The sequence below is a fragment of the Streptomyces sp. NPDC060002 genome (genome assembly GCF_042737245.1).
Classification (GTDB): Bacteria; Actinomycetota; Actinomycetes; order Streptomycetales; family Streptomycetaceae; genus Streptomyces.
The window spans coordinates 72,821-84,943 of the sequence record NZ_JBHWUW010000027.1 but is presented as its reverse complement, the minus strand read 5'-3'; the positions used below and the strand labels follow the sequence as shown (position 1 = coordinate 84,943).

Annotated in this window: 8 protein-coding genes; 6 read left to right on the top strand and 2 right to left on the bottom strand. The window is 69.3% G+C overall.

What is annotated here, in order from left to right:
• Positions 1 to 329 precede the first annotated feature (329 nt).
• The gene (gene mfd, locus ACFWBD_RS23600; RefSeq protein ID WP_385670018.1) at positions 330 to 3,887 is read left to right on the top strand and encodes a transcription-repair coupling factor; all 3,558 of its coding nucleotides are present in this window, start codon (positions 330 to 332) and stop codon (positions 3,885 to 3,887) included.
• Between the two features lie 96 nt (positions 3,888 to 3,983).
• On the opposite strand, the gene ACFWBD_RS23595 is transcribed toward mfd, so the two are convergent.
• The gene (locus ACFWBD_RS23595; RefSeq protein WP_385670015.1) at positions 3,984 to 4,556 is read right to left on the bottom strand and encodes a TetR/AcrR family transcriptional regulator; all 573 of its coding nucleotides are present in this window, start codon (positions 4,554 to 4,556) and stop codon (positions 3,984 to 3,986) included.
• Positions 4,557 to 4,664: 108 nt separating this feature from the next.
• On the opposite strand from ACFWBD_RS23595, the gene ACFWBD_RS23590 reads away from it, so the two are divergent.
• Positions 4,665 to 5,615, top strand: coding sequence for a hypothetical protein (locus ACFWBD_RS23590; RefSeq protein WP_385670012.1), 951 nt, complete (start codon positions 4,665 to 4,667; stop codon positions 5,613 to 5,615).
• A 387-nt stretch (positions 5,616 to 6,002) separates the two neighbouring features.
• On the opposite strand, the gene ACFWBD_RS23585 is transcribed toward ACFWBD_RS23590, so the two are convergent.
• The gene (locus ACFWBD_RS23585; protein ID WP_384117002.1) at positions 6,003 to 6,188 is read right to left on the bottom strand and encodes an antitoxin; all 186 of its coding nucleotides are present in this window, start codon (positions 6,186 to 6,188) and stop codon (positions 6,003 to 6,005) included.
• A gap of 948 nt (positions 6,189 to 7,136) precedes the next feature.
• On the opposite strand from ACFWBD_RS23585, the gene ltrA reads away from it, so the two are divergent.
• The 4 genes from ltrA (at position 7,137) to ACFWBD_RS23565 (ending at position 12,063) form a co-directional block, all read left to right on the top strand.
• Positions 7,137 to 8,897, top strand: a complete 1,761-nt coding sequence (ltrA, locus tag ACFWBD_RS23580) for a group II intron reverse transcriptase/maturase (RefSeq protein WP_385670009.1) — start codon at positions 7,137 to 7,139, stop codon at positions 8,895 to 8,897.
• 102 nt (positions 8,898 to 8,999) lie between these two features.
• Entirely contained in the window at positions 9,000 to 10,199 is a 1,200-nt protein-coding gene (locus tag ACFWBD_RS23575) for an RNA-guided endonuclease InsQ/TnpB family protein (protein ID WP_385670006.1), read from the top strand.
• 133 nt (positions 10,200 to 10,332) lie between these two features.
• Positions 10,333 to 11,097, top strand: coding sequence for an HNH endonuclease family protein (locus tag ACFWBD_RS23570; protein ID WP_385670003.1), 765 nt, complete (start codon positions 10,333 to 10,335; stop codon positions 11,095 to 11,097).
• A gap of 222 nt (positions 11,098 to 11,319) precedes the next feature.
• Entirely contained in the window at positions 11,320 to 12,063 is a 744-nt protein-coding gene (locus ACFWBD_RS23565; protein WP_385670000.1) for an N-acetyltransferase, read from the top strand.
• Positions 12,064 to 12,123: the final 60 nt, after the last annotated feature.

The window sequence follows — 12,123 nt, the reverse complement described above, 5'->3', positions numbered from 1 at the left end:
GGGTCTTCTCGGCGCCGGGCTCATTCGCGTCCTCCAACCGGTCCGGCGCACCAGGACGAGGCCGTTCGGGCCGGAGGCGGGGGCCGCGGGGTGGCACCCCCCAGGGCCTGGAAGGGAAGGGGCGGCGGGGGCGAGGAAACTCGCGCGCAGCCCCCACCGCCCCCCGGGTTGTCCACAGCCCCCGACGAACAACCCCACCCCGACGTACCCTGGACACCCCCGGCCCGTGACACGCGTCGGGCCCTTCGCGTTGCCCACCCCGGACCCCGGTACGCCCGCATCCCCCGAAGAACGCCGCGTACCCGGGCCCCTCGGACGGAAAGCCCCCCATGAGCCTGCACGGTCTGCTCGACGCCGTCGTCAAGGACAGCGCCCTCGCGGAAGCGATCCCCGCGGCCGCCGACGGCAACCGCATGCACATCGACCTCGTCGGCCCCCCGGCGGCCCGCCCCTTCGCCATCGCCGCCCTCGCCCGTGAGACCGGCCGCACGGTCCTCGCGGTGACGGCCACCGGGCGCGAGGCCGAGGACCTGGCCGCCGCCCTGCGCTCGCTGCTCCCGTCGGACGGCGTGGTGGAGTACCCGTCCTGGGAGACGCTCCCGCACGAGCGCCTCAGCCCGCGCAGCGACACCGTCGGCCGCCGCATCGCCGTGCTGCGCCGCCTGGCCCACCCGCGCCCCGACGACCCGGAGACCGGCCCGGTCTCGGTCGTCGTGGCGCCGGTCCGCTCGGTGCTCCAGCCGCAGGTCAAGGGCCTCGGCGACCTGGAACCGGTGGCCCTGCGCACCGGCCGGACGGCCGACCTGAACGAGATCGTCGAAGCCCTCGCCGCAGCCGCCTACGCGCGCGTGGAGCTCGTCGAGAAGCGCGGCGAGTTCGCCGTACGGGGCGGCATCCTGGACGTGTTCCCGCCCACCGAGGAGCACCCCCTGCGCGTCGAGTTCTGGGGCGACGACGTGGAGGAGATCCGCTACTTCAAGGTCGCCGACCAGCGTTCACTGGAGGTCGCCGAACACGGCCTGTGGGCCCCGCCGTGCCGTGAACTCCTGTTGACGCAAGACGTGCGCACGCGTGCGCGTGCCCTCGCCGAGGAGCACCCCGAGCTCGGCGAACTGCTCGGCAGGATCGCCGAGGGCATCGCCGTCGAGGGCATGGAGTCCCTGGCCCCGGTGCTGGTCGACGACATGGAGCTGCTGATCGACGTCCTGCCCGAGGGCGCGATGGCCGTCGTCTGCGACCCGGAGCGGGTACGCACGCGTGCCACCGACCTCGTGGCGACGTCCCAGGAGTTCCTCCAGGCGTCCTGGGCGGCCACCGCCGGCGGCGGCGAGGCACCCATCGACGTCGGCCCGGCCTCCCTGTGGTCCATCGCGGACGTCCGTGACCACGCGCGCGAGCTGGACATGATGTGGTGGTCGGTGTCGCCGTTCGCGGCCGACGAGTCGTTCACATATGCCGCTGACGCGGCGGGGTCCGCCGACACGCTGAAGCTCGGCATGCACGCCCCCGAGACCTACCGCGGAGACACCGCCAAGGCGCTGGCCGACACCAAGGGCTGGCTGGCCGACGGCTGGAGCGTCGCCTTCGTCACCGAGGCGCACGGCCCGGCGGCCCGCACCGTCGAGGTGCTCGGCGGCGAGGGCGTCGCGGCCCGCCTGGACGCCGACCTGGCCGAGTTCGGCCCGTCCGTGGTGCACGTCTCCTGCGGCTCGATCGACTACGGCTTCGTCGACCCGGCGCTCCGCCTCGCAGTCCTCACGGAGACCGACCTGACCGGCCAGAAGGCGGCCGGCAAGGACGGCGCCCGGATGCCCGCGCGCCGCAGGAAGACCATCGACCCGCTCACCCTGGAGGCGGGCGACTACATCGTCCACGAGCAGCACGGCGTGGGCCGCTACATCGAGATGGTGCAGCGCACGGTCCAGGCCGCCACGCGCGAGTACCTGGTCGTGGAGTACGCGCCCGCCAAGCGCGGCCAGCCCGGCGACCGTCTCTACATCCCGACCGACCAGCTGGAGCAGATCACCAAGTACGTCGGCGGCGAGGCCCCCACGCTGCACCGGCTCGGCGGCGCCGACTGGACGAAGACCAAGGCGCGCGCGAAGAAGGCCGTCAAGGAGATCGCCGCCGACCTGATCAAGCTGTACAGCGCGCGGATGGCGGCCCCCGGTCACGCCTTCGGCGCGGACACCCCCTGGCAGCGCGAGCTGGAGGACGCCTTCCCCTACGTGGAGACGCCCGACCAGCTGACCACCATCGCCGAGGTCAAGGACGACATGGAGAAGACGGTCCCGATGGACCGCCTGATCTGCGGCGACGTCGGCTACGGCAAGACGGAGATCGCCGTCCGGGCCGCCTTCAAGGCCGTCCAGGACGGCAAGCAGGTCGCCGTCCTCGTGCCCACCACCCTCCTCGTGCAGCAGCACTTCGGCACGTTCAGCGAGCGGTACGCGCAGTTCCCGGTGAACGTCAGGGCGCTGTCCCGCTTCCAGACGGACACGGAGGCGAAGGCCACCCTGGAGGGGCTGCGCGAGGGCGCGGTGGACATCGTCATCGGCACCCACCGCCTGTTCTCCTCCGAGACGAAGTTCAAGGACCTCGGCCTGGTCATCGTCGACGAGGAGCAGCGCTTCGGCGTCGAGCACAAGGAGCAGCTGAAGAAGCTGCGCGCGAACGTGGACGTCCTGACGATGTCGGCGACCCCGATCCCCAGGACCCTGGAGATGGCGGTCACGGGCATCCGCGAGATGTCGACGATCACCACGCCCCCGGAGGAGCGCCACCCGGTGCTCACCTTCGTCGGCCCCTACGAGCAGAAGCAGATCGGCGCCGCCATCCGCCGCGAACTGCTGCGCGAGGGCCAGGTCTTCTACATCCACAACCGGGTCGAGTCGATCGACCGCGCGGCGGCGAAACTGCGCGAGATCGTGCCCGAGGCGCGCATCGCCACCGCCCACGGCCAGATGTCGGAGACGGCACTGGAGCAGGTCGTCGTCGACTTCTGGGAGAAGAAGTTCGATGTGCTCGTCTCGACGACGATCGTCGAGTCCGGCATCGACATCTCCAACGCGAACACGCTGATCGTGGAGCGCGGGGACACCTTCGGCCTGTCCCAGCTGCACCAGCTGCGCGGCCGGGTCGGACGAGGGCGCGAGCGGGGTTACTCGTACTTCCTCTACCCCCCGGAGAAGCCCCTCACGGAGACCGCCCACGAGCGTCTCGCCACGATCGCCCAGCACACCGAGATGGGCGCGGGCATGTACGTGGCGATGAAGGACCTGGAGATCCGGGGCGCCGGAAACCTGCTCGGCGGCGAACAGTCCGGCCATATCGCGGGTGTCGGCTTCGACCTGTACGTCCGGATGGTCGGCGAGGCCGTCGCGGACTATCGGCGCCAGCTGGAGTCCGGCGGGGTCGAGGAGGAGCCGCCGCTCGAGGTCAAGGTCGAGCTGCCCGTCGACGCGCATGTCCCGCACGACTACGCGCCGGGCGAGCGGCTGCGCCTCCAGGCCTACCGGTCCATCGCCTCCGCCAACTCGGAGGAGGACGTCAAGGCGGTCCGCGAGGAACTCGTCGACCGCTACGGCAAGTTGCCGGAGCCGGTGGAGAACCTGCTGCTGGTGGCGGGGCTGCGGATGCTGGCACGCGCGTGCGGCGTCGGCGAGATCGTGCTTCAGGGCGCCAACATCCGCTTCGCGCCGGTGGAGTTGCGCGAGTCCCAGGAGCTGCGCCTCCAGCGGCTCTACCCCGGGACCGTCATCAAGCCGGCCGCGCACCAGATCCTGGTGCCCCGCCCGAAGACCGCGAAGGTCGGCGGCAAGCCGCTGGTCGGACGGGAACTGCTGGGCTGGGTGGGCGAGCTGCTGGCGACGGTGCTGGGGTCGTAGGTCGCGGTCGTCCTCGGGCCACCGGTCGGATCCGTCCGCCGGCTGCCCGCCGGCTGCCCGCGGGCTGCCCGCCGGGCTGCCCACCGGGCTCCGGGCTCAGGCCGGGGGGAACAGCGTCATCGGCAGCGCGCGGAACACCTCCTCGGGGTCCTCGTCGCCCAGGAGTCCGTCGAGGTTGTGGCCGAGCAGAAGGGTGGCGAAGCCGTGGGCCAGGGACCAGACGGCGATACGGGCCGACCGGGCGTCCGAGCCGTCCCCGCCGGGCGCGGGCGCGGGTGCGGTGGCGATGGCGTTGGTGAGGGCGGCGGCGGACAGCGCGCGGGCCGTGGTCAGCTCCAGGTCGTCGGCGCTCAGCAGCTCGGGCGAGAACATCACCCGGAAGTGCGCCGGGTGCTCGCGCGCGAAGCGGACGTAGCGCGCGCCCGCCTCCCGTAGATCCGTCGTCTCCGCAAGCACGGCGGCCAGCAGCCCGTGTCCCTCCGCCGCGATCGCCGTCAGCAGACCCGTGCGGTCCCGGAAGTGGTGGGCCGGCGCCGCGTGCGAGACACCGGCGCGGCGGGCCAGGTCGCGCAGGCTCAGCCCGGTGGGGCCGTCGGTGGCGATGACTTCGAGGGCGGCGGTCAGGATGGCCCGCCGCAGGTCGCCGTGGTGGTAGGGGCGGTCGTTCATGGGCAGCAGCGTACGCGGTATCTAGTCATTGACAAGTTCGCGAGGTTCGGGCAATCTTGTCATTGTCAAGTTGTGGCCGATGTCCGTACGCGACGAGGGGGAGACGTCATGTCCGAGAATCGCGAGAACCAGGTGGCCGAACAGACCGGGCGAGGCGAGCGGATCGAGCGGGGCGATCAGCTTGAGCCGGGCGAACAGGTCGCGCCGGGCCAGGCCCGCAGGCTCTGGCATCTGCTGGAGCCGCTGCACGCGGTGCTGTACTACGCGCCGGAGGTCTTCGAGGAGGCCGGCGCGCTCGGCTACCCGACCGAGGACCGCTGGGGGAGCTACTTCCCGTTCCGTGCCGCCCCGTTGGGACCGGTGAGCGCCGGCGTCGTGGCCTCCGCCTTCTACAGCTTCCGGCCCGGCATGGTCGCCCGGCACGTCGAGGGCGCCTGGAAGGTCGCTGCCCCCGAAGCCGCTCTGGCGGCGAGGCTGAGAGGCATCGACCGGCTGTACCGCAAGCTGTTCGGTGACCTGGTGGACAGTCCCGAGCTGGCCGAGGCCGCCGCCCTCGCCCGCCGCGCCGCCGAGGCGGCCGACACGGCGGGGCGCCCGCTCGCCGCGGCCAACGCCGCGCTGGAGTGGCCGAGCGAGCCCCACCTCCAGCTCTGGCAGGCGGCGACCGTCCTGCGTGAGCACCGCGGGGACGGTCACCTCGCCGCCCTGCTCCTCGCCGGTCTCGACCCGACCGAGGCGCTGGTGTCCTTCGCCGCGATAGGCGCCGCGTCCGTCGAGCGCTTCGAAAGCCGCGGCTGGACCCACGAGGAGTGGACGGCGGCGAGCGAACGGCTGACGGCCAGAGGCCTGCTGGAGACGGACGGCACGGCGACGGATGCTGGCCGTGACCTGCGCCGCCGCGTCGAGCAGGACACCGACCGGCTGGCCCTCGGCCCCTGGCAGAACCTCGGCCCGCAGTCCACGGAACGCCTGGCCGCGCTCCTCGGCGACTACTGGGTCGCGGTGCTGGGATCCGGCCTGCTGCCCTCGGAGTCGACGCTCGGCATCGGGAGGGTGTGAGCGTCGCCGTCGTCGCGGGCGGCAGGGCGAAGCCGTCCGCGACGGTGTAGCCCTGCGCGGACGGCCTCCTGTGCCGGGTGATGTCGGTGGCTCGGCCCCCAAGAGTCTTCGGGCCGGGCTACGGCCGAAACTGCGGCCGGGGTCCGGGTCGATTCCGCGGGCTGGGGCCTTTCTTTCGGATCAGGTCGGCTTGGAGCGGCGGTGCCTTGTTCGCGACCCGAGTGGGGTCTGGTGCGTGCAGCTGCAAGGCGGAGGAGGGAGTCGACGCGATGGGGGTCCCCCCGCGCGAGCGCAGTCGAGCGTGGGGGAGTTGGCGACCGACGACAACGCCGCAGATGTGCGTGCCAGACCCCGCGAGCGACGGCAAGATCCGAAAGAGAGGCCCTATTAGGGCTGGTCGGGCCGTTCCTCGTCCATGCCGAGCCGCTCGTGCAGCTTCTGCTGCCCGGAGTCGACCTGGGACTCGTACTTGTTGCCCGTCTTCTCGTTCGCCTTCTGCTCCGCGGTGTCGGACATGTTCCTGGCCTTGTCCTGTGCCGCCTTGTTGCTCTTGAACCTGTCGAGGATGCCCATCCAGAGCTCCTTCCGGAGGTGACTCTCCATCGACGATATTCCCGACAAGTGCGAGATGCCCACTTGGGCCGGTTGTGGTCTGGACCTTCCGACTGCCCCCGAGCGCCCCCTCGCTACCGGGAACTATTCGCAGTGCTCCGGCCTTCAGGCCGGGGGTGAAGCGAATCCGGTGGTCGCGACGCGGAGCGTCGCGGTGGCGTTCCGGTGGGGCCGGACCCCGCTTCGTGACGGTGACGGGTCGCTCGCATGTTCCCGGTGACGACGTGGGTTCGACGTGCCTAGTGTGATCGTCATGCAGCTCCGGTACGCCTTCAGGGTGCGACACGATGTCGCACCGCTCAAGTGGACAACTCCGCTTCAACGGGGTTGTCCCAGACCAGTGTTCTGAGGTCTGGTCCCACGCTCACATGCGTCGCTGGCAACGGCGGGGTGTGAAGCTGAGCGCTCAAGGCCCAAGAACGTCAAGGCATCTGATGTCACAGGCCGAGGGACAGTCCGGAAGGGTGAACGAAAGTGAACCCCTGTCAAAGCCTCGTCAGCGTTACCCGCCCGATGTCGAGCAGTAGCGGCGGTCATGGCCTGGACGTTGGAAAGCGTCGAGCGGAGCCGAGGGTTCTGACCCGAGGCTCGTGAACACCGCTGGCCACGGGGCAATAGGGGCACCCTCCCCGGACGCATCTTGACGGTGCGGAACGTGGAAACCCGGTTGAGGTCCAGAGAGATCTGGTAGGCCGACCGCAAGGAAAGCGGAATTCCTCAGCCGGACAGGATGGTTCAAGAAGCAAACGCCGGTCCCGAAAGGGAAAGGGAAGTCGGGTGAATGTGCCCGTATAACCTGCCGGATACGGGGTTTTCCCCGGCCCGAAAGGGAGCAGACGTGAACCAGGTGAGCCTTTGAAATGAACTGAGAAGAAGCCCGAACCGAGGGACAAGTTAGGCGCCGGGAGGATGGTGGACATGTCTGCTCTGCCGCTCAGCCCGGTGAACGGACCTGAGGACGCCTCCATGCTGTGGCACCAGATCGACTGGAGCCGATGCGAGGGGGAAGTGCGGCGACTGAGACAGCGGATCTTCGAGGCAGCGCAGGAAGAGGACTGGCCCAAGGTCAGGAATCTGCAAAAGCTCATGCTGCGGAGCTACTCCAACACGCTGGTGAGCGTGAGGCGAGTGTCCCAGCTGAGTACTGGCCGCAAGACGGCCGGCGTCGACAGGGAGAAGGCGGTAACGCCCAAGGCCCGGTGGAATCTCACGTCAGAGGTCCATCGGGTCGAGAAGCCCTGGCGAGCCATGCCGGTCAGGCGGGTGTACATCCCGAAGAGTAACGGGAAGCAACGCCCGCTCGGGATTCCGACGATTCGGGACCGGGCCATGCAGGCCCGTGTCAAGAATGCGCTGGAACCCGAGTGGGAGGCCCGTTTCGAACCCCGGTCGTACGGTTTCCGTCCGGGGAGAGGCTGCCACGACGCTATCGAGGCTATTTTCGGGGCAACGGCACGCAAGAACGCCAAACGCCTCTGGGTTCTCGATGCCGATCTGTCGGCGGCATTCGACCGCATCGACCATCCTCGCCTGATCGACGCCGTCGGGGGATTCCCCGGCCGGAGTCTCATCCGTGTGTGGCTGAGGGCCGGTGTGGTCGAAGAGGGCCGCTTCACACCAACCGAGGAGGGGACTCCGCAGGGCGGTGTGATCAGCCCGCTGCTGATGAACGTGGCACTGCACGGGATGGAAGAGGCAGCAGGGTGCCGGTACTGGGGAGCCAAGGCGAAGACATACGAGCCGAAGGCTGCCCCCAGGACCCCGATCCTGATCCGTTACGCGGATGACTTTGTGGTCATGTGCCACAGCAAGTCCGAAGCAGAAGAGATCAAGGAACGGTTGGCAGAGTGGCTGGAGCCGAGAGGACTGCGGTTCAACGAAGGAAAGACCCGGATCCGCCATATGGAGGACGGGTTCGACTTCCTTGGCTTCAACATCCGCCGCTACGACGGAAAGCTACTCATCAAACCAAGCGCTGACGCTGTCAAGAGACTCCGGGAAACCCTACGCACCAAAGTGAAGGGCCTGTACGGCTCCAACGCGGCGGGAATGCTGAGGGCGCTGACGCCGATCATTCGTGGATGGTCGGCGTACTACCGGAATGCGGTTTCCTCCCGAACATTCTCAAGCCTCGACAACTATGTGTGGGGGCTGCTCTGGGAGTGGGCGAAAAGGAGCCATCCGAGGAAGTCGAGGGTCTGGGTAGCCAACAGATACTTCGGCAGGTTCAACGAGTCCAGAAACGACAAGTGGGTGTTCGGGGACCGTATCAGCGGTGCCTATCTCCCCAAGTTCGGCTGGACCAAGATTGTCCGCCACGTGCAGGTGAAGGGCGCGGCGTCTCCCGACGACCCTGCTCTGGCCGAGTACTGGCAAGGACGCCGTCGTAAGAAGGCGCCACCGCCGATGGACAAAGCGAGCCTGTCCTTGGCGTACAAGCAGAAGGGGCTCTGCCCACTCTGCAATCAGGCGCTCATCGCCGGGGCCGAATACGAACCGGACAGTCCACGGGAGTGGATCAACTGGTTCGCGGCCTCGAAGAAGATGCTGCACAAGCATCACTTCGTTTACCGGAGAGATGGCGGCTCCGACGATCGAACCAACCTCCGTCTCGTGCACTCCGCATGCCATCGACAGCTACACGCTCAAGATGGCGTGCAGGCCAAGTGAAACTGCGCTGGCCCATGGGGCGAGCTTGAGCCGTGTGCATTGAAAGGTGCACGCACGGTTCTGAGGGGGCCGGGATGCAGTAATGCATCCCGGCTACCCGACTTGTATCCCGACGCCACTCAGCAGGCCGCGCTGGCCAGGGCATTCGGGTGCGCCCGTGTCGTGTTCAACGACGCGGTCCGCGCCCGTGAAGACGCCCGGAAGGCCGAGCAGCCGTTCCCGAAGGCCGGGGAGCTGTCCACGCGCCTGATCACCGAGGCCAAGCGGACAGCCGAGCGGTCCTGGCTGGGCGAGGTCTCCGCGGTGGTGCTCCAGCAGTCCCTGCGCGACGCCGAGACCGCGTACCGCAACTTCTTCGCCTCCCTCAAGGGCACCCGCAAGGGTCCCAGGACAGGCCCGCCCCGCTTCAAGTCCCGCAAGGACGCCCGGCAGTCGATCCGGTTCACCGCCAACGCCCGCTGGAACATCACCGACAGCGGCCGTCTGAATATGCCGAAGATCGGCGCGGTGAAGGTGCGGTGGTCCCGCACGCTGCCCACCACTCCCACCTCCGTCACTGTCATCAAGGACGCGGCCGGGCGGTACTTCGCCTCCTTTGTCATCGGCACCGACCCCACCGCCGACGCGACACGGATGCCCGAAACCGACCGCACCATCGGGATCGATCTCGGCCTCGCCCACTTCGCGGTCCTCTCCGACGGCGCGAAGATCGACTCCCCGCGCTTCCTTCGGCGCGCGGAGAAGAAGCTGAAGAAGGCCCAACAGGAGCTGTCCCGCAAGCAGAAGGGAAGCAAGAACCGCGCCAAGGCCCGCCTCAAGGTCGCCCGGGGCCACGCCAAGGTCACCGACGCACGCCGCGAGTTCCACCACCAACTCTCCACGAAGCTGATCTCCGAGAACCAAGGGATCGCCGTGGAGGACCTGTCGGTGGCGGGACTGGCCCGCACCAGACTGGCCAAGTCTGTCCACGATGCCGGTTGGTCGGCGTTCGTGGCCATGCTGGAGTACAAGGCAGAACGGTACGGCCGCACCCTGGTCAAGATCGGCCGGTTCGAGCCGACCTCCCAGACCTGCTCCACCTGCGGAGTCAAAGACGGACCCAAACCCCTGAACGTCCGGGAATGGACCTGTACCGCCTGCGGTACCGTCCACGACCGGGACACCAACGCTGCGATCAACGTGAAGACGGCCGCCGGACTGGCGGTATCGGCCTACGGAGCGCCGGTAAGACCAGGAGCAATCCCGGCACGGCGCGAAGAAACAGGAAGCCACGGATTCCCGACCGAACCCTGTGCCGCGTAGCGGCACAGCAACGATCGAGAAGGCCGGAATCCTCGGGCTTCAGCCCGAGGTGCAAGTCAACGTGTGTGCCAGTCCCCGTCAGGGGAAAGCGCCCCCTGTGCGGGGTGGCGTCGGGCAGGCAGGGGAGGGGCGCGTGAGGCGTCTGAGGGGTGGGGCGGCGGTTGCCGCTGTGCTGATGTGTGCCGTTTCGGTGGCCGGATGCAAGGAGCAGGTGACCGGCTCGGACTCCGGTTCCGGAGCGGGTTCGACTTCCGGTGGTGCGGGAGCGACGGCGGGCGGTGGAGCGGGGAGCGGTGGAGCGGCTCTCGCGGCGGCCGAGTCGCTGACCGTGAAAGGGCGGGCACCCAAGACCGGTTACGACCGGGAGGAGTTCGGCTCGGCCTGGGCGGACACCGACTCGAACAGTTGCGACACCCGTGACGACATCCTCAAGCGCGATCTGGAGGAGGTGAAGTTCACCGGCGGCGTGTGCAAGGTGTCCTACGGCGTGCTGGAGTCGGACCCGTACTCCGGGAAGGACGTGACGTACCGGCGTGGCAGCAGCAAGGTCGACATCGACCATGTGGTCGCCCTCTCCGACGCCTGGCAGAAGGGCGCCAAGTACTGGGACGCCGGCAAGCGGATAGCTCTCGCCAACGATCCGCTCAACCTCCTGGCCGTCGACGCGAGCACCAACCGTTCCAAGGGGGACGGCGACACGGCGACCTGGCTGCCGCCCAACAAGGCCTACCGGTGCACCTACGTCGCGGCGCAGGTCGCCGTGAAGAAGAAGTACGAACTGTGGGTCACCGCGGCGGAGAAGTCCGCGATGGAGAAGGTCCTGGAGACCTGCCCCGCCCAGAAACTCCCCACCGGGGGCAACCCCACGAAGGCACCGGAGCGTTTCCACGCGGGGTGAGCGGACAGGTAGAACGGTGGCTGCCCTGCTGCGGCCCTGCTGCGGCCCCACAATGGCCCACGGCGGCTGCCGAAGCCGCCGAGCTCGCCGAAGCGACCGAAGCGACCGGGGCGGCGGGGAGACCCGGGCGGCCGGGGTCGTCGAAGCCGTCGAGACCGCCGGAGCAGCCGGGGCCGCCGAAATCCGGTGCCGGCCGTTCGTCTCCTCGCCTACCGTGACCGTATGGAACTGAAGGTGTCCAGCCTCGCCGACCGTCCCGACATGCTCGGCCCGGTCCAGGACATGCCCGATACCTGGCCGGAGTTCGCGACACAGGACCTGGTGGGCAACGCGCACTACGGCCGGATCCCCGTCGAGTTCCCGGAGTACGTGCTGTTCGCGCAGGACGAGCGGGGGCAGGTCGTCGCCCATGCCTACAGCGTGCCGTTCGCCCTGCACGCCGACGGTCGGGGCGGGTTGCCCGCGCGGGGCTGGGACCAGGTGCTCGTCTGGGCCTTCGCCGATCAGCGGAGCGGGGCGCGTCCCGACACGGTGAGCGCGATCTCGATCGTCGTCGCCCCGCACGCGCAGGGCCTCGGCCTCTCCGGGCGGATGCTCGCGGCGATGCGGGACAGTGCCCGGGCGAAGGGCTTCACCGAGGTCGTGGCCCCGGTCCGGCCGAACGCCAAGCATCTCGAACCGCGCACTCCGATCGAGGAGTACGCGCACCGGGTGCGGGAGGACGGGCTGCCGTACGACCCGTGGCTGCGGGTGCACGTGCGGGCGGGCGCGAGCATCGAGCGGGTCGCGCCGGCGTCGATGACGGTGGCGGGCTCGCTGGCGCAGTGGCGACGCTGGACCGGGCTGCCCTTCGGCACGCAGGGCGACATCGAGGTGCCCGGCGCGCTGGTCCCCGTGCGGTGCGAGCCGGAGCGGGACCACGCGGTGTACGTCGAGCCCAACGTGTGGATGCGGCACCGTCTTTGAGAAGGGCGCGGTGCCGCCGACGGTGATGCCCACGGCGTTCCCCCACGCCGCGCCTGAGGT